The organism is Streptomyces sp. NPDC091412 (genome assembly GCF_044756885.1).
Classification (GTDB): Bacteria; Actinomycetota; Actinomycetes; order Streptomycetales; family Streptomycetaceae; genus Streptomyces.
Genome location: NZ_JBIVTV010000017.1, coordinates 1 through 20,407, shown reverse-complemented (window position 1 = coordinate 20,407; position 20,407 = coordinate 1). Strand labels below are relative to the sequence as shown.

Here is a 20,407-nt window from a genome sequence, read left to right as displayed (position 1 = left end):
ACATGAGCCGTTACCCCCATCTGCTGCGCCCGCTCGACCTGGGCTTCACCACGCTGCCGAACCGCGTTCTCATGGGCTCGATGCACGTCGGCCTCGAGGAGGCCGACCGTGGATTCGAGCGGATGGCGGAGTTCTACGCCGCCCGGGCCCGCGGCGGAGTGGGACTCATCGTCACCGGCGGCATCGCCCCCAACGAGGAAGGGCGGCCGTACGAGGGCGGCGCGAAGCTCACCACCGAGCAGGAGGCCGAGCGGCACGCGACCGTCACCGCCGCCGTGCACCGCGAGGGCGGCCGGATCGCCCTGCAGATCCTGCACTTCGGCCGCTACGCCTACCACCGCGACCTGGTCGCCCCCAGCCCCCTCAAGGCTCCCATCAGCCCGTTCGTGCCCCGCGAGCTCACCGACGCCGACGTCGAGCGGACCATCGACGACTACACCCGCACCGCCCGCCTCGCCCGCCGGGCCGGCTACGACGGCGTCGAGATCATGGGCTCCGAGGGCTACCTCGTCAACGAGTTCATCGCCGCGCGGACCAACCACCGCACCGACCGCTGGGGCGGCTCCTACGAGAACCGGATGCGCTTCCCGGTGGAGATCGTGCGCCGGGTGCGCGAGGCCGTCGGCGAGGACTTCGTCATCATCTACCGGCTGTCCATGCTGGATCTCGTGCCCGACGGCTCGACCCTGGACGAGGTCGTCACGCTCGCCGGGGCCGTCGAGGCCGCCGGGGCGACTCTCATCAACACCGGCATCGGCTGGCACGAGGCCCGCATCCCCACCATCGCCACCTCCGTACCGCGCGGCGCCTACGCGTTCGCCACCAAGAAGCTGATGGGCCGGGTCTCCGTCCCCCTCGTCACCACCAACCGCATCAACACCCCAGAAGTCGCCGAGCAGTTGCTCGCCGACGGGTACGCCGACATGGTCTCCGTGGCACGTCCGATGCTCGCCGACCCCGACTTCGTCGCCAAGGCCGCCGCCGGCCGCCCCGAGGCCATCAACACCTGCATCGGCTGCAACCAGGCCTGCCTCGACCACACCTTCAGCGGGCAGATCACCTCCTGTCTGGTCAACCCGCGCGCCTGCCACGAGACCGAGCTGGTCCTGTCCCCGACCCGGCGGCGCAAGCGGATCGCCGTGGTCGGCGCCGGACCCGCCGGGCTCGCCTGCGCCGTCTCGGCCGCCGAACGCGGCCACCTGGTCACCCTGTTCGACGCGGCGGGCGAGATCGGCGGACAGCTCAACGTGGCCCGCAAGATTCCCGGCAAGCAGGAGTTCGGCGAGACGCTGCGCTACTTCCGCCACCAGCTCGACGCACACGGCGTGGACGTACGGCTGAACACCTGGGTGAGCGCGGGCGACCTGGCGGACTACGACGAGACCGTCGTCGCCACCGGCGTCGCCCCGCGCACCCCCGACATCCCCGGCATCGGCCACCCGCGCGTCCTCGGCTACCTCGACGTGCTGCGCTACGGCGCGCCCGTCGGCGACCGGGTGGCGATCCTCGGCGCCGGCGGCATCGGCTTCGACGTGGCCGAGTACCTCACCGACAGCGGTGACAAGGCGAGCGAGGACCCGGCGGCGTACTTCCGGCTCTGGGGAGTCGACATGGACCAGCGCGCGCCCGGCGGACTCACCGCGCCGCAGCGGCCCGCGCCGCCGCGCACAGTGCACCTGCTCCAGCGCAAGACCACCAAGGTCGGCGCCGGACTGGGCAGGACGACCGGCTGGATCCACCGCACCGAACTCAGGCACCGAGGGGTCACGATGGTGCCCGGCGTGCGCTACGACCGCATCGACGACCGGGGCCTGCACATCACGGTCGACGGCACGAGCACGGTCCTGGAGGTCGACACGATCGTGCTGTGCACCGGGCAGGAGCCGCGACGCGACCTGTACGAGGAACTGGCCGCCGCCGGGCGCCGCGCGCACCTGATCGGCGGCGCGGACGAGGCCGTCGAACTCGACGCCAAGCGCGCCGTCAAGCAGGGCACGGAACTGGCGGCGGCCCTGTAGTGAGGCAACCGGCGACGGCCCCGCGGGGCCGGGGCGGGTGTGCCTCCTGTTCCTAGGATGATCCCCATGTCACTTCCGCACGCGATCCTCACCGCCCTGCTCGAAAAGCCGTCGTCGGGGCTCGAGCTGACGCGCCGCTTCGACAAGTCGATCGGCTATTTCTGGACGGCGACGCATCAGCAGATCTATCGCGAGCTGGGAAGACTGGAGGCCGACGGCCTCATCCGCGGCCTGCCGGCGAAGGAGCCGGCCCGCGGGCAGAAGAAGGACTACGAGGTGCTGCCCGCGGGCCGCGCGGAACTGGCCCGCTGGACCGCCGCCTCCCAGGAGCCGAAGCGGCACCGCGACGCCCTGCTGCTGCGGTTGCGCGCGGCGGCCGTGGTGGGCACCGCGGGCGTTCGGGCCGACCTCGGGCGTCATCTGGAGCTGCACGAGCGGCAGTTGGCGGAGTACCGAGAGATCGAGGACCGCGACTTCCCGCCCGGCAAGGACAGCCCCGAGGACCGGTTGCGGCACCTGGTCCTGCGGGCCGGTATCGACCTGGAGACCTTCTGGACGCAGTGGTTCCGGCACGCGCTGGAGGAGTTCACCGAGCTGCCGGGCCATGACCCGGAGTGAGGGCGGCCGGCCCCGGTGGGGCGGTCGGAACCGGCGCGGCTGTGAGGGGCGGTCAGAACCGGGACGGTTTCGAACGGCGGCGCAGCACCCACCCGGTGGCGACCACCGCCGCCCCGACCAGGGTCCCGCCGACCGCGAGCGTGAGGGGGCCGTAGTCCTTGACGCCCCCGCCCACGCCGCCCAGCACACCCCGGGTCGGTACGACCGTGGGTGCGATGTTCGGCGCGTACGGTCCGACATTCGGCGCGTACGGTCCGACGTTCGGCGCGTACGTGGGCACGACGTTCGGCGCTTTCGTCTGCCGGAACGTGGGAGCGGCCGTCGCGGTGGCGCGGCCGCCGGTGACGACGATGGACTGCGTGCCCGCCATGATGTTGTTCGCGCAGACGACGGCCACGGTGTAGGTGCCCGGGCTCACGCTCTGCCAGGCGGCGGACTGGCCGCCGGTCATCCCGGTGAGCGCAACCTGGCGTCCCTGGGTGAAGTTGGTCTGGCCGGCGGTGAGCAGCGAGGCCGTGCCCCAACGGCCGTTGACCTGGCTGCACACGCTGGTCGTCACGGACACTGTCGAGCCGTTGGCGGAGACGGATATCCCGGTACCGGCGGCGTCGGCTGGGCCGGCGGCGAGACCGAGTGCGAGTACGGCGGCCGTCGCGGCGACGGCTGCGGAGGGGGAGAGGGAGGGGGAGGGTGGCTGAGTGTGGCGCATGGGACTGTCCTCCGACGGCACGGTCGGCGGACCATCCCATGTGCCGCCGGAGATAGGGGAATCGCCCGTGCTGCCTCGGGGCCAGCCAACGTCCCGCGGAGGCCGCCCGCATGCGGGGCGCGTCCGTACGGGTGGGCACCGCCCGGCCGGTCGACGCCCGGTCGGGTGGTCCGGGCCGCCCGGTCGTTATGGCGTGGTCGGGTGCTCCGGGCGGCCGGTCGTCACCACGTGGTCGGGCGTTCGGGGCCGCCGGTCGTCACTGCGCGGTCGGCTGTTCGGGGCCGCCCGGTCGTCGTCCGGTCGGGTGTTCGGGGCTGCCCGTTCATCGCCGCCCGATCGGGTGTTCGGGCTGCCCTTCGGCACTGTCCTGTCGGGTGTTCAGGGCTTCCCGGTCGTCACCGAGCGCTCGGGTGAGAAGCCGCCCCAGGTGCCGTCCGGGAGCATCGCCCGGATCCGCACCCGGTGGCCGACCCCGGCCTCACGCCCCAGGTAGAAGCTGTACGAGGCCTTCTCGCGCGGTGCCGTGCCGCCCCAGACCAGGGAGGTGGCCGGCTGTCCGTCCAGCTGGATCTGGTACTGCGTCACCACGCCGTCCGTGCGCGGCGGCACCCAGCTCAGATCGAGGTAGTACGCCCCGTCCGCCCGGTGGGTCGTGGCGCGGAAGGAGGACGGCGCGGTGGCCCGGCCGTCGTCGGATCCCGGCGCGGTGGTGAGCCGGACGGTGGCACCGGCGGGGGAGAGGTTGTCGGCCGCGTCGCGGGCCCGCACGGTGAACGCGTACGAGGTGCCCGGCCGCAGGCCGGTGACCACCGCGGCGGTCTGGCTGCCGCCGACACTGTGGATCTTCGTTCCGCCCTGGTAGACGTCGTAGGACACCACACCCCGGTCGTCCGTCGAGCGGGACCAGGACAGTTGGACGGCCCGGCTGCCCACCGCCCGGCCGCGCACGTCGAGCGGGCGGCTGGGAGCCGAGTGGTCGGCCGCGGCGGCGGCCGGTGTCGTCGCCCGCACCGGCCGGCTGCGCGGGCCGAGCCGGCCGTCGGTGCCCCGCGCCCGGACGGTGAAGACATACGTGGTCGACGGGCTGAGCCGGGTGACGTCCACCATGTGCTCCCGGGCCGGTACGGCCTTCACCTTCGTGGTGCCGCGGTACACCTCGTACCCGCCGATGTCCGAGGTCGCGGGCAGCCCGTTCCACATCACGTGCACGCTCGTGGCGCTGCCCGCGGCGGCGGTGACGCCGGTCGGCGCGCCGGGCAGCCCGCCGCCCTCCCCGTCGTCCGCGACACTCCGGCCGCAGGCGGCGAGCAGCGCCAGCACGCCGCACAGCGCCACGACACGCCCGGGCGTGCGGGAACGAGGGGAAGCGGGGGCGGGAACACGTCGCACGGGTCTGCCTCCCCGGGAACGGCGGCGTGGACGACCCGGACGCCGCACGAACAATGGTCCGGACCAATATGGCGCGTTGACGGGAGCGCATCAAGGGGGCCGGGGTTGGTGGGAGTCGCGGGGCGTTACGTATGCTGAAGTTCCTTCCGGGCTGAACCACCCTGTGCAGCAGGGGAGTTCACGCTGTGGCGCGGGCAGCTGTCGTCGCTGCCTCCCGCGTCGTCACGGGCGGCCCGGGGTCGGGTCCGCAGGGATCCAGGCCCCTGGCCGCCCGATGGGTGATGCGGGCCATGCGTCGTCCGGTCCCTTAACGTGGGCCCCGCGTGACCGATTTCTCCGAAAATTACCCCCGGCGGGGTGAATGCAGGTCAATGTCCCCGAGGAGAGGCGCCCCCCATGGTGCGTGCCCAGTCGCTGACGCTCGTCGCGGCGAGTGCCGCCCTGCTCGCTCCCACGACACTCCCGACCCTGACCGTGCCGTCCGCGCACCGCACCCGGGGGGAGCCCGCGGCGCGGTACGCGGACCTCACCCGGGCGGAGCCCGCGGCGCACGGCGAGGGAGGTGTCAGGGCCGCCGACCTGCTGGCCAGGGTGCATGACTGCACACGGGTCTCCCGCGGCCGCTACCGCCTCGACGCCGGGCGGCCAGCCACCATCCCGGTGTGCGAGCTGCCCGGCGCCGTCTTCTGGAAGGCCGACATGGACATCGACTGCGACGGACGGCCCACCGTCCGCTGCAACCGCAGCACCGACCCGCAGTTCTTCCCCACCGCGGCCTACGAGCAGTCCAACGGCCTCCGCCTGGACGCCGCGCAGCTGCCGTACGTCGTCCTGCCCGCCCCGAGCAGCATCTGGGACCACCGCGCTTACGGCGTGGGCGGGGGATCGGTCGCGGCCGTCGTCTACCGGGACCGCGTGCAGTACGCGGTCGTCGGCGACATCGGGCCGAGCGAGGTCATCGGCGAGGCCTCCTACGCCACCGCCCGGAGCCTCGACATCCCCGCCGACCCGAACGGCGGCGGGGTCCGCTCCGGCGTGACCTACATCGTCTTCGAGCACTCCCGGATCAGCGCCATCGAGGACCACGCGGCCGCCGTGGCCACCGGCGAGCGGCTGGCACGCCGGCTGGTGAACGGCGGGACGGCGGCGGCGCAGGCGGACGATCCGCGCCTTCCGCCCCGCGCCGCCCCGGACGCTCCTCACACCTTCCGGTAGCCGTACGCCTCCGAGGCCGCCGCCTCCACGGCGTCCAGGTCGGCTCCCGCCGCCGCCGTGACCACCGCGGCGACCGCGCCCTCGACGAACGGGGCGTCCAGCAGCCGTGTGTTCCCGGGCAGTTCGTCACCCTCGGCGAGCAGCGCCTTCACGGTGAGCACCGCGCTGCCGAGGTCGGTCAGCACGGCGACCCCGGCACCCCGGTCCACGGACGCGGCCGCGGCGGAGACCAGTTCCGCACTGGTGCCCATCCCGCCGTCCTCCCGGCCGCCGGCCGCGGCCACCGGCACGCCCGCCGCCCCGCCCGCCAGTCCTCTCGCCAGCTCGACCACGGAGGACGCCACCTCGGCGCTGTGCGAGACCAGTACGATCCCGACCATCTTCTCGCCGCTCACGTCACGCCTCCGCCGAGGCCGCGTCGGCCAGTGCCGCGATCAGCAGGGCGGACGAGGTGGCCCCCGGATCCTGGTGCCCGATGCTGCGCTCACCCAGATAGCTCGCCCGGCCCTTGCGGGCCAGCAGCGGTGTGGTCGCCTCGGCACCCGCCTCGGCGGCGGCGCGGGCCGCCGCGAAGCCGTCACCGAGCGCGTCCACCGCCGGGACCAGCGCGTCGATCATGGTCTTGTCTCCCGGTACGGCCCCGCCCAGCGTCATCACCCCGTCCACCCCGGCCCGCAGCGCCTCGGCGAGCTGCTTCTCGCTCACCTCGGCGGCGTCCCCGAGCGACTTGCCGGTACGCCGCAGCAGCGTCCCGTACAGCGGCCCCGACGCGCCGCCGACCGTCGAGATCAGCTGCCGCCCGGCGAGGACCAGGATCGCGCCGGGTGTCTGTGGAGCCTCCTTGTCCAGCGCGGCCCGCACGGCCGTGAACCCGCGCTGAAGATTGCTGCCGTGGTCGGCGTCCCCGATGGGCGAGTCGAGGGCGGTGAGCCATTCCGCCTCACGGGCCACGGACGCGGCGGTCGCCGTCATCCAGCGGCGGAAGAAGTCGGCGTCGAGCACTGGATCTCCCTTGCGTGATAGGTACGGTCGATGGGCTCGCCGGCTCACCGGCCCCAGCGCAGGCCCGGTGTGCTCACCGGCGCGTCCCACAGCCGCAACAGTTCCTCGTCGATCTGGCACAGGGTGACCGAGGCGCCCGCCATGTCCAGGGAGGTGACGTAGTTGCCCACCAGACTGCGGGCGACGGCCACACCGCGCTCGGCGAGCACCCGGTGCACCTCCGCGTTGAAGCCGTACAGCTCCAGCAGCGGGGTCGCGCCCATACCGTTGACCAGAAGCAGTACGGGGTTGCGCGGGCTCATGTCCTCCAGGATGGCGTGCACCGCGAAGTCGGCGATCTCACCCGAGGTCATCATCGGCCGCCGCTCCCGGCCCGGCTCGCCGTGGATGCCGATGCCGAGTTCCAGCTCGCCGGCCGGCAGGTCGAAGGTGGGACTGCCCTTGGCCGGGGTGGTGCAGGCGCTCAGCGCGACGCCGAAGCTGCGGGAGTTCTCGTTGACCTGCCGGCCGATCGACTCCACCCGCTCCAGTGGCTGCCCCTCGTCGGCGGCGGCGCCCGCGATCTTCTCCACGAACAGGGTCGCGCCGGTGCCGCGCCGCCCGGCCGTGTACAGGCTGTCGGTCACCGCCACGTCATCGTTGACCAGCACTTTCGCGATCTGGATGCCCTCGTCCTCGGCGAGTTCGGCCGCCATGTCGAAGTTGAGTACGTCGCCGGTGTAGTTCTTCACGATGAACAGCACGCCCGCCCCGCTGTCCACGGCCGCCGCCGCTCGCAGCATCTGGTCCGGCACCGGCGAGGTGAAGACCTCCCCCGGGCAGGCCGCCGAGAGCATCCCGGGCCCGACGAACCCGCCGTGCAGCGGCTCGTGCCCCGACCCGCCACCGGAGACCAGGGCGACCTTCCCCGCCACGGGCACGTCCCGCCGCACGATCACCCGGTGCTCCACGTCGACCGTCAGCTCCGGGTGAGCCGCCGCCATACCGCGCAGCGCGTCCGCCACCACGGTCTCGGCGACGTTGATGAGCATCCTCATGGGTACCTCCCAGTGATCTTAGCGAGTGTGGCCCCGACCTGCGCCTTTGCTGGTCAGGGCACATAACGGCTGTTGTTGATCTCGGCGGTCCGTGACGGTCTGTGGCGATGCCTGGCGGTACTGGCGCTGACTCCATGCTGACTTTACTGACGGAGCATCAGAGAACTCGGACGGGCGGACACGGCGAAGCCCGAGCGCTCCTACCGGCAGTATCGACCTTGCGACAGCGAAGGTCACCTGTGGCGACCAGTCAGGCGAACGGGAGAACGGGTGCCTACGGACTTACCGGCCGTTTCTCGGAGCCGGCCTGCACCTGTGGGCCAGGGCGGGCGGAGCCGCGTCGAGCGGTGAACCTCTGTGCAGCGAAGGGGCACCCCCCTCGGCCAGGTGGACGAGCAGGTCGTGATCCGCCGTCAGCGCCTCCAACCCGGCCAGATGGAGGCCGCGTTGCGCGCGCATCCGGGAGTGCGCACGTGCGCGGTCGCCCCGTACGAGGACGCGGCGGGCACGCTTGCCCTCGCGGCCCATGTCGTACACCGTCCGAAGCGTTTTTCACCTGGCGTGCGAATTCCCGGGTGTGGATGAAGCCGCATCCCCCATGCTCCGTTGAACTTGAGCATTCTTGACGCGAACATGGCGAGTCAGGGGGTTTTGGCTCTGCCTGAGAAATCAGGCCACAAGGGGGGAAGCGAATGCTCCGGATCCACTTCACCGATGCCGACCTGAGCCGGACACGTATTGCAGCTGCACCCGATCCGCTGTGGGAGATCTGCGCGAGCCTTCACCGTTTCCAGTCTCGCCAAGGGCGTTGGGCCTATGCGGACTGGTATCACACCGTCCGCGCCCGACTGCACGCCACGGGGTTCAGCCACACCCTGCGCACCCTTTTGCTACCACTGGTCCCGCGCGCCACCTACTTCCCCGACTTCCTCACCCCTCCCGAGGGCGTTGAAGGACTCGAGGCCGGTCTGGAAGCCGTCCTGAGCACGCCGCGATGCCGGGTCCTGCACGAGGTGAGCATCCTTGACCGCACCAGCGGCGCCCCCACCTGGGCGCCCCGCCTGGCCGAGCCGGACACACGCAAGGAACTGGTTCGAGCGATGCGCGCCTACTACGACATCGTCATCGCCCCCTACGGCGACCGCATCCAAGCCCGTATCGAAGCCGAGCGGTACGCGCGTGCCCGCGCCGTACTCAGCCACGGAACCGAAGGGATCCTCCAGAGTCTGGGACCCAGTCTTCAATGGCGGCGCCCAGTCCTGCACACGGTCTATCCCGAGGACCGTGATCTGCGCCTCAACGGTCGCGGACTCCTCCTGGTTCCGTCCTACTTCTGCTGGGGAAACCCCGTGACCTTCGGCGACACGACGCTGGATCCCGTCCTGCTCTACGCCCTCAACCACGAGCCTCACCACTCCACGCTTCCAGAAGGCTTTGGCTCCGGCGCACCCCTGGCAGCCCTGCTCGGGCGCACCCGGGCCGCCATCCTGCGCGCCGTGGCGGCCGGAGGCACCACCGGCGAACTCGCCCGTGCGGCAGGGGTCTCGGCGCCATCCGCCAGCCAGCACGCCACAGCTCTGCGGGACGCCGGCCTCATCGTCAGCCACCGACACGCCACGTCCGTGCTGCACACTCTCACTCCGCTCGGAGCCGCACTCCTGCGTGCCAATACCCCGACGTCTCGATAACCATGAGGACATCGTTCGGGGGAGCTGTTCGAGAATCAGGCCCTGCGGTACGGCGGCGAATCCGCTCGGCTCCGGTCCGTCACGCGCCGCCTGCTGTGGAAGCACGGGATCAAACCCTTCATCGCCCGCCGAGACGTCGCCCACGGCTCTGACCCCGGTCGCACCCTCTCGGGTTTTCTCAACGAAATGATCTCGTGAGGTGACTCGGCCCAGGGAATTCCGCGCGTCGCGATGAATTCTGCGGCGTCCGGCGGTCGTACTGTCGACCCCGTCACCGAGGAGGACTTCTGATGCGCAGCGTGACCTATTCGATGAGCGTCTCACTTGACGGCTACATCGTCGGGCCGGACGGCGGCTTCGACTGGACGGTGCCCGACGAGGAGGTCTTTCGCTTCTGGATCGACGAGATCCGAGAGGTCGGCGTCCACCTTTTGGGACGTCGGCTGTACGAGACGATGCTGTACTGGGAGACCGCCAATCAGGATCCCTCGCTCGACGACTCAATGCTCGAGTGGGCCGCGCTCTGGAAGCCGCTCCCGAAGGTGGTGTTCTCGACCACGCTGTCGGCGGTGCAGGGCAATGCCCGCCTGGTCCCCGGCGGCCTGGCGGAGGAGATCGAGCGGTTGCGAGCCGAGCCGGGGGAGGGCGACATCGCGATCGGCGGCGCGACTCTCGCCGCCGAGGCGGCCGCGTCGGGTCTGATCGACGAGTACCGGGCGATGGTCTACCCGGTGCTGGTGGGCGGTGGTATTCCGTTCTTTCCCCAACGCGAGCGCCGGGTGGATCTCGAACTCGTCGAGACCCGCACCTTCAGTCCGAGAGTCGTCTACCTCCGCTACCGCGTGGCGCGTTAGCCGGCTCGTCCGCCGAGCCCCGAGAAGAACGGGCCAGCCGGTGAGGTTCTCTCAACGGAGGTCATTCCATTGGCCGTTGAGGGCGAGGGCGGTGCGGGTGAAGACTTTGCTGTCCCGGCACATGGCAGACCCCATCAAGAAATGATCCTGATGGGGTCAGAGGCCATGCTTGACCGTCGCCGGTTCCTCTGGCTTCGGATGCCGGGCGGTCGTGGCAGCTCAGCCCTCGCGCCGGCCGATCCCGGTCAGGGCCAGAGCAGGTATTCGCCGGCAACCCAGCCGGTGAGCTTGGTGCTGCCGTTGTAGCCGTAGCCGCACACCCAGTAGTGGCCCCCGGATTGGACCCCCGAGGGGCTGAAGTAGAACGCGGCGCCACCGGGAAGCTGGCCGATGGCCGTGTTGCTCGTCGACGGTCCGGTGCGCACCTTCAGCCAGTCCACGCTCGACAGGACATGCGTGTAGTTGCTGAGAGGGCCCGGACAGGTGACAGCCGCGCTGATGACGCCTGCCGGAGCCGCGTGGGCAGCCGGCACGGTGGTGAGCGAGAGTGCCGCGGCGGCGAAAGCAACGGCTATGGCTTTCCTCACGGGAACCTCCTGGATGCGATCGGATACGGAAGGTCCACGCGACCATGGCCATGTCCGCGTGAACGTAGAAACGCGTGAACCCGACGTTTGAGCCCCCACGCCAACGCCGGTGCAGGCTCGTTGCGCGCCGGCCGTGGACTCCGCGCGGTGTGCACGGTTGCCCGCGCCGTTCCGGGCTTTACCACCAGGCGGTGGAGTTGGTGGAGTTGCAGGTGCCGAGGAGCGTCGTCACGTAGCAGGCACGGAAGGCAACGGCTGAGCTCGAACTTGTCAGGTAGCCCTTGGTGTAGTTGCGGCTGCTGGCGGACCAGATGTCGGCGTAGTCCCAGACACGGCCGCCGAGGGAGACCTCGAAGCGAATGTAGTCCGACGAGCCGTAGTTGAGGATGCGCCCCCAACCGTACTGCGAGCCACCGCACGTACCGTAACGGATCTGGACTTGGCGGCCGTTGACGGTCTTCTCGGTTCCCGTGGCGACTTTGGTGCAGGAGTTCGGGTCGCTCCACCACTCGGAGGCGGCGCTTGCCGGGGCCGAGGCCAGCATGGTCGTGGCTGCGGCAGCGGCACACATCGCTGCGATGGAACCCATACGACGGGTCTTCGTGCGGTGCTTGAACATGCTGTACTCCCCTTCGTGGAACTGGCTGGCGTCACTGCAGGGCAGGGCAGTGACGTGGTCCCCCTTGCATGGATGTGGTGGGCCGGTCCATGGGGGGCCTCCGTCGTGCCGAGATCATGGTGAAAGGTGCTGGCATGTACTCACAAGGCCATTTGGTCTCGGCCAAAAGGCTCTGGTCAGACGGCGTGCGGAGCACTGAGAACGCACTGGGGCCACGCGGCGGGAAGGACTGCGGGGGCTCGGGGCGCATCTCACGGCGGAGGATCTGGCCGGGTGCGGGTGCGGGTGCGGGTGCGGGTGCGGGTGCGGGTGCGGGTGCGGGTGCGGGGTAGCCGGCGGGCCGGACGGGGGCAGTGCGACCGCCTGGCCCAACCGACGCACAGGTGTCGAGGACATCCGAGCATGCATCGCCGGCCTTGAGTGGTTCTGGCGTCGATTAGGGTCGCTCAATGCTCGAAGGAAAGTTGGTAAGGCTGCGCGCGCTGCGCTCCGAAGACGCTGCGCACCATGTGCGGTGGCGCAATGACCCGGAGGTGGTGCGTTGGGCCGCAGGTGGTGACCCGTGTTTCGGCCCGGTCACGGCGGAGGCGGTCGGGCTCGGCTTCGACACCATGCTGCGACTGAGCCCGAGGGAGTCGGCCGTGTTCACGGTCGAGGATCTGGCGGGCGGGAGGGTGATAGGCATGGCCGACTACCGGGATCTGGACCCGTACGCCGGAGTGGCCACGCTGGGAATCACCATCGGCGAGCGGGAGTTCTGGGGCTGCGGCCATGGCAGTGACGCGTTGCGGTTGCTGGTGGGCCACCTGTTCGGTGCGTACTGCCTGAGCCGACTGGAGCTGGACACCTGGAGCGGCAACGAGCGCGCCGTGCGCGCCTTCACCAGGTTGGGCTTCCGTGAGGAAGGCCGCCGTCGGTCGGCTGTGTTGGTGGAGGGGGAGCGCTACGACCGCGTGCTCTTCGGGATGCTCCGCGAGGAGTGGGCGAACCCTGAGTGACGCCTTAGATGATCTTCTGAGGGCGTTTGCGAAGGCGAGAGCGAGGGCGCCCAAGATGGTTGTGTGAGGCCGAGTCGGTCACCCGTGCGGTGATGCAGGCCGTGCCCGGGCCCACCTCCGAGGCCAGTTGGCTCCGGCATGCACGCGCTCACCTGCGGCACCTCTTCCCGTACCTGCCGCAGCAACCCGGCTCACACTGATCGGCGGCCAGAACCACTTCGGCCGCGACTTCAACCACCAACTCGCCGGACAGGGAATCCAGTTACTAAGGCCCGCCGGCGAGGGTGAACGGCGGCGGCCCGGCGGATCCCTGTTCAAGCCGCTCCGGCCCAGGTAGGCGCTGCGGCGGCCCCGGCCGGGTATGGCCGGCGTGTTCGGCCGGCTGGCGGCAGTTCTTCCGTTCGACGCTCGACAGTGGTCCGAGCAGGTGGGCGCGGGCCGCGGCCCGGGACTCAACCCGGCGGAACCGGCCCGCGATCCGGGCCATGACCTGGTCGAACATCGCCCGCCGGCGGGGAGGGCCTACGCCATGGTCTGCGGCCACCGCGCGATCTTCAGGAGTCCACACAACCCCCGATGGTCACGCGGGGGCCGTACCCGTTTCCAGCCACGCCCGCGACAAGATCGCGAAGTCGGACTGGAGTGCTGACCCACAAGATTTCTGGCGAATTGCCATAGGTCGGCATGTCCGCATATGGGTCACTGCCGCACCAGTCGCCATGGAGCTCGGTGGCAGGCTGTATGGCCTATGGCCGCAACACGACATCGACGGCCAGGGTGAGCTTGTTGACGAATTCCGAACGGTCGGCAACACGGTGCTTCCAGCCCTCACCGGCGGCGGCCAGGACCTCGGCGATCTGCCTCGGTGCGACATTGCCTGCGGGCCGGCCGGAGGCGGCGATGGCCTCGACGAGCGCGTCATGGAAGGCGGCCCGGTAGTCGTCATACATGCTGTCGAGCTGCGCTGTGCCGTGCTCCAGCAGGTCGTCGACGCCCTCGTTGAGGTGCGTGCCGACGTAGCGGCCCAGGTGGGCGTCGAGCGCGGCCACCAAACGCGCGTCGAGGCCCACATCGGGTGCGGTCAGCGCCGCGCGGACGTCGTCCAGGGTCTTGTCCAACTCCTGCTGCATGGTCGCGCGGAACAGTTCCCCCTTGTTGGCGAACAGGAAGTACAGCCCGGGGCGGGAGATGTCCGCGGCCCGGGCCACCGCGTCCATCGACGTCTTGCGATAACCGAAGGTGGCGAAAACGGTCAGTGCTGCTGCCAGCACCTGCTCGCGGCGCTGGGTGTCTCCCCGGGGTGTTGACATAGGCACACTGTACAGAGTGAGCATGCTATACAGTATTTGTTGTTTCCGTTTAGTGCGGCTGGAGGCCGCACCCCCGAGAGAGAGCATCATGAGCAAGACTGTTCTGATCACCGGCGCCGCGACCGGCATGGGCGAGGCGATCACCTTCGAATACGTCAAGCGCGGCTGGAACGTCGTGGCCACCATGCGTGACACGGCCAAGGCCAACCCTGCCTTCGCCGACCTCGGCAACGTCCTGGTCAGCCGCCTCGATGTCACCGACCGCGCCAGCATCGAGCAGGCTGTCAGTGAGGCGATCGATCGCTTCGGCGGCATCGATGCCCTCGTCAATGCCGCCGGCTACGGGCAGATCGGCGCGGTCGAGGAAGTCAGCGCCGGCCAACTGCGCGACCAGTTCGAGACCAACGTGGTGGGCCTCGTCCAGGTAATCCAGGTCGTACTCCCGCACATGCGAGAACGCGGCTTCGGTCATATCCTCAACATCGGCTCCATGGGCGGCCACGTCAGCCTGCCCACGATGGCCCTGTACTGCGCCTCCAAGAGCGCCGTGCAGAACCTGACCGAGGGACTGGCCCAGGAGGTCGGCCCGCTGGGCATCCACGTGACCCTGGTCGAGCCGGCGGGCTTCAACACCCGGTTTACGACCAACTCGACCCTTCCCGCCTCCTCCATCCCCGCCTACGCGCCCGCCTACGCGACCATGGCCGAATTCGACAAGCAGGCGGTGAGGGGCGACCTCGTCAAGTCCATGGCGGCCGTTGCCGACATCACGGGCATCGACAGGCCCCCGCTTCACCTGGCCCTGGCCACCGCCGGCCTGGAGATGGTGCGGGGCCGCTTCGCCGAGCTGATGGACGAATACGCCCGCTGGGAGCAGGTCACGGCGGGCACTGACTGACGGGCACACCCCCACAACACCCCTCGCGGACGACCCCAATGGGTCGGCGCCAGCGGACTGCCTTCAGCCGGAAGCGTCGGCCCCAGGCGGCGCCACCGGAGCCCCGAACCATGGGAATCGGGCGCCGCCACCGAGGAGTTCGCCCAGTACGTGAACCTCCACCCTCTATCTGGAGCTTGTCTGTGAAAGTCGTCATCTTCGGCGCGTCCGGCATGATGGGACAGGGCGTACTGCGCGCCTGTCTCCTCGACCCCGCTGTCACGCGTGTGCTGGTGGTGGTCCGCAGCCCGCTGGGCATCAGCCATCCCAAGCTGCGGGAAGTCATCCACCAGGACTTCACCGATCTGTCCGCCATCTCCGGACAACTGGCCGGTCACGACGCCTGCTTCTACTGTCTCGGCATCTCCTCCGCCGGCCGCAGCGAGGCCGAGTACACCCGCATCACCTACGTCTGCACCCTCGCCGCCGCACGTGCCGTCTCCGCGTCCAACCCCGGACTGACCTTCACCTACATCTCGGGCGAGGGCACCAACAGCCGCGAAGACGGCCGGACCATGTGGGCCCGCGTCAAGGGCCGCACCGAGAACGCCCTACTGGCCATGCCAATGGACGCGTACATGTTCCGCCCCGCCTATATTCGTCCCCGCCACGGAGCAGTCTCCAGGACCCCGGTGTACCGCGTCCTTTACGGCCTCACCTCCTGGCTCTACCCGCTGCTGCACCGCCTCTCTCCCGGGCACACCACAACCACCGAACACATCGGTCGCGCCATGCTCGCCGTCACTCGCCCCGGAGCGGTCGAACAGCGGATCCTGTACAGCCCGGAGATCAACCGGCTGGGCGGCGACAGCGGGGCCGCCGCATAGACCGACCCCAGCTGCGAGGGGCGAGAAGGGTGGTTTCTCAGGAGGCAACCGGTGCGGCACGCGGGACTTCGGGTTTGTGTCGCGCTACCGTGCCGGTGTGGCCCCGCGGCATCCCCCGTCCGCGGGGCCACACCGGCATGTCCTCCCCATGGAGGTACATGCTCTTGCCGCTGTCGAGGTAGGTGCCGACGGCGACGGAGGTGTGACCGTTCTCGGCGTGGGCTGTGCGGCCGCCACCAGAGCGCTCACGCCGCCAAGAGGGCCCGAGCAGACTGCGCCGCCCGTTGTGGTTGCGGGGGCGCAACTGGCGCTGCGGTGTGGGCGGGCCCGTCCCCCATCCGGAAGGGGCGGTCCGGCCTCGTCGTACTCTGACTCTGGCTGATCATGGATGGGGGGCCGATGACAGCGCGGGCGATGGCTCACAGCGCGGGCAGACAGCCGAACAAGGACAGTGCAAGCCGGAAGTCACCGGGCCGGACGCGGTTCACAGGCGTGGTGCTGATCCTGATGTCTTCGGCACTGGCGGTGCTCTGCTACCTCGCGTTCACTGCATGGTTGCCGTCCAACGGGGAGCAACTCCACGGCTACCGCGCAGCCGGGCCCTGCCCCGCTCAAGCGACGGCACAGGTGCGGGAGAACTGCCTGAGTACCTGGCAGATCACCGTCGTGAAGACGGAGGAGACCGGCACGAGGTTCCACCTCTACGAGGCAACCCTGAAGGACGAGGGCTCCTGGCAGGGAGTCGTGTCTTTCACAGACCAGAGGCCGCTTTTCGAGCGGCTGGAGCCGGGCGATCAGGTCACCGCCACCCTCTGGCGCCGCCACATCGTGGTGCTCGACAAGGACGGCGTCGAACAGAACACCAGTGATGTACCCCGGGACGAGCTCCAGATGAACGCCGCCCTAGGCATGCTCGCCGCGCTCCTCGCGGCTCAGATGCTGGTGTTCGGCGCGGTACGCCTTGTCAGGCCTGGTTCCCACGAGCCCTTCACCTGGGACCCGTACGGCGCGCGGATCCTCTTGACGATCTTCGGTGCCTGCTTCGGGGTGGGGCTCCTGGCACTTTGGGTGGGCATCCCGTGGTGGTTCGTGCCTCCCGCCGTACTCGTGGCGTGCGTGGCGGTGACGCTGTACCCACCCATGCGGCGCAGGCCCTCAACGCTCTGGCCAGAGGAACGCCGCAAAGCAGCCTGAAGGGCTGTGGCTGTGCCGCCGGCCGCTCGCCTCGCCCGCAGACTGGGTGTGACGGCCCGTCAAGGGCGGCGGCCTGCAACTCGTTCGTCGCGGGGGCGCCTGCGTGGCGCCGAGGGCACGGGCCTGCGCCAGCTTCCGGCTTCCAGGTCCACCGCGAAGATCTTCGAGGCGCCGGCGAGCCGGGCACCGGCGATGGCCGCGTGGCCGACTCCGCCGCAGCCGATGACCGCGACCGAGTCGCCGAAGGCGATGTCGACCGGTGTTGATCGCGGCCCGCAGACCGGCCATCACGCCGCAGCCCGGCAGCCCCGCGGCGGTCGGGGCGGCGGCCGGGTCGACCTTGGTGCACTGCCCGGCCGCCACCAGGGCTGGGATGGGACACCGTCGCCCGGCGGTGTGCGGCCTCTCTGAGGGATCGGCCCCTTCCCCGGCGTGTCAGTCCGTGGGCAGCGGCTGCTCGGTCCAGATGGTCTTGCCGTGGTGGGTGTAGCGGCTTCCCCAGCGTTGCGACAGCTGAGCGATCAGGAACAGTCCGCGGCCGCCCTCGTCGGTCAGCCGGGCCCTGCGCAGCCTTGGCTGGGTCTGGCTCGGGTCGGAGACCTCGCAGATCAGCACCCGGTCCTTGATCAGCCTCAGGCCCACGGGGCCGCCCGCGTACCGGATGGAGTTGGTCACCAGCTCACTGGCGATCAGCTCCGTGGTGAACGTCAGGTCCGGCAGCTGCCAGGCGCTCAGCTGCGCCGTCACCATCTCCCGGGCCCGGCCCACCGCCTCCGGGTCGGCCGGGAGCTCCCAGGTGGCGGTGGACTCCGGGGGCAGGACATGCAGCCGGGCCATCAGCAGCGCCACGTCATGGTCGGGCGCCTCGGGCAGCAGATGCCGGAGCACGGTGCGTCCCGTCTCCGCAGGCGACCGGTCCTCCTCCACGGCGGCGTCCACCTGCTCGCGGAGCTGCCGCAGCCGCCTGTTGGTGCCGTCCTCACCGTGCGCCAGCAGCTTGCCGGTGCAGAAGGCGAGCATCGCCCCCGGTTCCATGGCCAACTCCCGCGGCTCGAAGGGCAGACCGCCCACCCCGAGCGGCGGCCCCGGCCTGACCGCCGCGAAGCCGGCGCCCGGCTGCCCGGGAACGGACAGGACCGGCGGCGGATGGCCCGCACTGGCGATGGTGCACACCGCGGTGACAGGGTCGTACACCGCGTACACACATGTGGAGCCCAGGACGGTGCCCTGCCCGCGGTTCGACCCCGGAACCGTGGCCTCCGCCGCCGATAGCCGGATGACCAGGTCGTCGAGGTGGGTCAGCAGCTCCTCCGGTGGCAGGTCCATGTCGGAGAGGGTCTGCACCGCCGTCCGCAGCCGTCCCATGGCCGCTGCCGCCTCCACGCCGTGCCCCGCCACGTCACCCACGACGAAGGCGACTCGGCAGGAGGACAGCGGGATCACGTCGAACCAGGTCCCGCCGATCCCCGTCGTGGATCCGGCCGGTACGTAGGAGCCGGCCGTGTCCGCCGCGCTCACCCGGACGACCGCCTGAGGCAGCAGACTGCGCTGCAGAGCCTCCGCAGTGCGGTGCTCGCGGGCGTATCGCCGTGCGTTGTCCAGGCTGATGGCGGCCCGGGAGCCGATCCGCGCGCCCAGCTCTGCGTCGCTTTGATCGAAACGGAGCCGGTCGTCGCCGCGCCACAACACCACTGCCCCCAGCAGCAGCCCCCGCGCCCGCAACGGCATCAGCAGCAGGGACTTCGCGACGTCGGGCAGCACCTGGCGGCGTCCCTCGATCTCGTCCGCCAGCGCGACCCGCAGCTCGGAGAGGTCCGGCACGGCCAGGGCGGTTCGGCGGTAGACGAACTCCTTCGCCGGTTCCCGGACTCGTAGCGACGCCCCGACCGGGAGCAGCTCGGCCGGCCAGACGCCGTTCCTGGCGGCCACCGCGACCCGCCGCAGCGGAGCTCCGAGGGAGTAGTCGGCGGGCTCCTCGCCCACCAGCGCAGCCTCCGCGAGATCCACCGCCGCCAGATCGGCGTACTCGGGCACCAGCACCCCGGCCAGTCCCTCGGCGGTACGGACGATGTCCAGCGAACCCAGCAGCAGCTTCTCCGCCCCGCGCAGGAGAGCCAGTCCGCGCTCCGCCTGCTCCCGGTCCGTGATGTCACTGAAGACGACCGCGACCCCGGTGCCGCGGCCCTCCAGGTCCTCCAGGCGCAGCGCCGACAGGGAGACGACACGCTCCTCCTCGGGCGCCCTTCGGCGGCGCGTCCGGAACACCTCGTTGGTCACCGGCTTCCCCGTCTCCGCGACCCGGCGCAGACGCTGCCCGACGGCCTCGGCGTCCGCCGCCACGAGCACCTCGTCGAGGGTCACACCGCCCGGCCCGGCACGGGTACCGGCGACCAGGCCGACGACCTCCGGCTGCTGGTTGGTCCGCACGATCCGCAGATCGGCGTCATACAGCACCAGTCCGATTTCGGTCTGCCGGAACAGCGCTCGCACCAGCGCGTCGTCCTGCTCCCGATCCGCGGCCGTCGTCAGCGGTACCGCCCGTACCAGGCACTGGGCCTCGGAACCGCCATTCAGCGGCAGCACCTCCAGCCGGACCTCCACGGCCCGGCCGCCGCGGTGGAGCAGCAGTGCGGGGCCGCCGGAGGGGAACAGCCCGCCGCCGGGCTCGGCGAGCAGCTCGGCGAACGGCCTGCCGATCAGCTCCCTGACCCCGACGCCGAGCAACTCCTCGACAGCGGGTGTGCACGCCAGCACCGTCCCGCGGTTGTTCAGCACCATCGCCGCTGCGTCGTTCCTCGGTCGCCCGGCGACGTCGGCTACAGGATTCGCATTCGTCTACCTCACCCCCGAGCACAGTGGCGGCTTGCCTTCCATTCAACCCGCCCACATGTCCCACTGGCATCCCGAAACAGGCTGTTCCGATGTCGGCCGCCGGGTCGCAGACCACGCAGGCGCAGGTGGCCAGGGGTGTGCCGGGAGGGTCCCCAGACCGGTCTCCAGCTGACCTCGGAGTGGTTGCTGCGGCGGCCGCGATGCCGTGTCCCATGACGTCCCCGACCACCAGGGCGGCCCGTCCTTGAACGGTCCGGGCTCGCGGGGCCGGCCTTCTCGCCGGCCAGAGGAGGGGCAAGCACCGTTGCGGTACTGGCTAGTGCTGTGACCGGAAAGGTTCACCGGCTCGCGACGCCTGGCACGGCACCTCGCCGCGTTGTCGCATCACCCGAGTACATCCAGTACGCGGGCAATGCTCCGCCTTGCGAGGCACCGCGCCGGACGCCGCGAGCTTCCCGGCAAACCTTTCCGGCCACAGCACTAGGGTCTTTCGTTTGGATCAGGCCGGATCAGGGAGCGGGGTCTGGTGCCGTGCATCGCAAGGCGGAGGAGGGCGGCAGGGCGGAGCCCTGC

General features: G+C 70.5%; 18 protein-coding genes and 1 pseudogene. 9 read left to right on the top strand and 10 right to left on the bottom strand.

What is annotated here, in order from left to right:
- Positions 1-2: 2 nt before the first annotated feature.
- Positions 3-2,018 carry an FAD-dependent oxidoreductase gene (locus tag ACIQMV_RS30380; RefSeq protein ID WP_402596453.1) on the top strand — a complete coding sequence of 672 codons (2,016 nt, stop codon included), beginning with the start codon at positions 3-5 and terminating at the stop codon, positions 2,016-2,018.
- Between the two features lie 66 nt (positions 2,019-2,084).
- Complete coding sequence (locus ACIQMV_RS30375) at positions 2,085-2,636, top strand: PadR family transcriptional regulator (protein ID WP_402596452.1); 552 nt, start codon at positions 2,085-2,087, stop codon at positions 2,634-2,636.
- 52 nt (positions 2,637-2,688) lie between these two features.
- On the opposite strand, the gene ACIQMV_RS30370 is transcribed toward ACIQMV_RS30375, so the two are convergent.
- The gene (locus ACIQMV_RS30370; RefSeq protein WP_141364167.1) at positions 2,689-3,345 is read right to left on the bottom strand and encodes a hypothetical protein; all 657 of its coding nucleotides are present in this window, start codon (positions 3,343-3,345) and stop codon (positions 2,689-2,691) included.
- 378 nt (positions 3,346-3,723) lie between these two features.
- Complete coding sequence (locus ACIQMV_RS30365) at positions 3,724-4,734, bottom strand: fibronectin type III domain-containing protein (RefSeq protein WP_402596451.1); 1,011 nt, start codon at positions 4,732-4,734, stop codon at positions 3,724-3,726.
- A gap of 399 nt (positions 4,735-5,133) precedes the next feature.
- On the opposite strand from ACIQMV_RS30365, the gene ACIQMV_RS30360 reads away from it, so the two are divergent.
- Positions 5,134-5,949, top strand: a complete 816-nt coding sequence (locus ACIQMV_RS30360) for a glycoside hydrolase family 75 protein (protein ID WP_402596560.1) — start codon at positions 5,134-5,136, stop codon at positions 5,947-5,949.
- On the opposite strand, the gene ACIQMV_RS30355 is transcribed toward ACIQMV_RS30360, so the two are convergent.
- The 3 genes from ACIQMV_RS30355 to dhaK are packed head-to-tail and all read right to left on the bottom strand — an operon-like array spanning position 5,934 to position 7,988.
- Positions 5,934-6,344 carry a PTS-dependent dihydroxyacetone kinase phosphotransferase subunit DhaM gene (locus ACIQMV_RS30355; RefSeq protein WP_141364171.1) on the bottom strand — a complete coding sequence of 137 codons (411 nt, stop codon included), beginning with the start codon at positions 6,342-6,344 and terminating at the stop codon, positions 5,934-5,936. The genes ACIQMV_RS30360 and ACIQMV_RS30355 overlap by 16 nt on opposite strands.
- 1 nt (position 6,345) lies before the next feature.
- Positions 6,346-6,951 (bottom strand): dihydroxyacetone kinase subunit DhaL, encoded by a 606-nt coding sequence (dhaL, locus tag ACIQMV_RS30350; RefSeq protein ID WP_402596450.1) that lies wholly within the window; start codon positions 6,949-6,951, stop codon positions 6,346-6,348.
- Positions 6,952-6,995: 44 nt separating this feature from the next.
- Positions 6,996-7,988: a dihydroxyacetone kinase subunit DhaK gene (gene dhaK / locus ACIQMV_RS30345; protein WP_402596449.1), complete on the bottom strand. Its 993-nt coding sequence runs from the start codon at positions 7,986-7,988 to the stop codon at positions 6,996-6,998.
- A gap of 692 nt (positions 7,989-8,680) precedes the next feature.
- Between dhaK and ACIQMV_RS30340 the strand changes: the two genes are divergently transcribed.
- Positions 8,681-9,676, top strand: a complete 996-nt coding sequence (locus ACIQMV_RS30340; protein WP_402596448.1) for an ArsR/SmtB family transcription factor — start codon at positions 8,681-8,683, stop codon at positions 9,674-9,676.
- A 290-nt stretch (positions 9,677-9,966) separates the two neighbouring features.
- A complete protein-coding gene (locus ACIQMV_RS30335; RefSeq protein ID WP_402596447.1) occupies positions 9,967-10,530 on the top strand; it encodes a dihydrofolate reductase family protein in 564 nt (187 codons plus the stop codon).
- A gap of 245 nt (positions 10,531-10,775) precedes the next feature.
- Here the strand turns inward: ACIQMV_RS30335 and ACIQMV_RS30330 are convergent, their stop codons facing one another.
- Both ACIQMV_RS30330 and ACIQMV_RS30325 read right to left on the bottom strand, forming a co-directional pair.
- A complete protein-coding gene (locus ACIQMV_RS30330) occupies positions 10,776-11,117 on the bottom strand; it encodes a hypothetical protein (RefSeq protein ID WP_401774571.1) in 342 nt (113 codons plus the stop codon).
- A 178-nt stretch (positions 11,118-11,295) separates the two neighbouring features.
- Positions 11,296-11,706: a hypothetical protein gene (locus tag ACIQMV_RS30325; RefSeq protein ID WP_402596446.1), complete on the bottom strand. Its 411-nt coding sequence runs from the start codon at positions 11,704-11,706 to the stop codon at positions 11,296-11,298.
- Positions 11,707-12,185: 479 nt separating this feature from the next.
- On the opposite strand from ACIQMV_RS30325, the gene ACIQMV_RS30320 reads away from it, so the two are divergent.
- On the top strand, positions 12,186-12,734 hold the full coding sequence (locus ACIQMV_RS30320) for a GNAT family N-acetyltransferase (RefSeq protein WP_141364186.1): 549 nt from the start codon (positions 12,186-12,188) through the stop codon (positions 12,732-12,734).
- A 746-nt stretch (positions 12,735-13,480) separates the two neighbouring features.
- Here the strand turns inward: ACIQMV_RS30320 and ACIQMV_RS30315 are convergent.
- Positions 13,481-14,044, bottom strand: coding sequence for a TetR/AcrR family transcriptional regulator (locus ACIQMV_RS30315; protein WP_402596445.1), 564 nt, complete (start codon positions 14,042-14,044; stop codon positions 13,481-13,483).
- Between the two features lie 88 nt (positions 14,045-14,132).
- Between ACIQMV_RS30315 and ACIQMV_RS30310 the strand changes: the two genes are divergently transcribed.
- The 3 genes from ACIQMV_RS30310 (at position 14,133) to ACIQMV_RS30300 (ending at position 17,002) form a co-directional block, all read left to right on the top strand.
- On the top strand, positions 14,133-14,942 hold the full coding sequence (locus ACIQMV_RS30310; protein WP_402596444.1) for an SDR family NAD(P)-dependent oxidoreductase: 810 nt from the start codon (positions 14,133-14,135) through the stop codon (positions 14,940-14,942).
- Between the two features lie 182 nt (positions 14,943-15,124).
- A complete protein-coding gene (locus tag ACIQMV_RS30305) occupies positions 15,125-15,808 on the top strand; it encodes an epimerase (protein WP_402596443.1) in 684 nt (227 codons plus the stop codon).
- A gap of 492 nt (positions 15,809-16,300) precedes the next feature.
- Positions 16,301-17,002, top strand: coding sequence for a hypothetical protein (locus ACIQMV_RS30300; RefSeq protein ID WP_402596442.1), 702 nt, complete (start codon positions 16,301-16,303; stop codon positions 17,000-17,002).
- Between the two features lie 81 nt (positions 17,003-17,083).
- Here the strand turns inward: ACIQMV_RS30300 and ACIQMV_RS30295 are convergent.
- Both ACIQMV_RS30295 and ACIQMV_RS30290 read right to left on the bottom strand, forming a co-directional pair.
- Positions 17,084-17,368: pseudogene (locus ACIQMV_RS30295) on the bottom strand (zinc-binding dehydrogenase); the annotation flags it as partial.
- Positions 17,369-17,437: 69 nt separating this feature from the next.
- Positions 17,438-19,780: a SpoIIE family protein phosphatase gene (locus tag ACIQMV_RS30290; protein ID WP_402596441.1), complete on the bottom strand. Its 2,343-nt coding sequence runs from the start codon at positions 19,778-19,780 to the stop codon at positions 17,438-17,440.
- Positions 19,781-20,407: the final 627 nt, after the last annotated feature.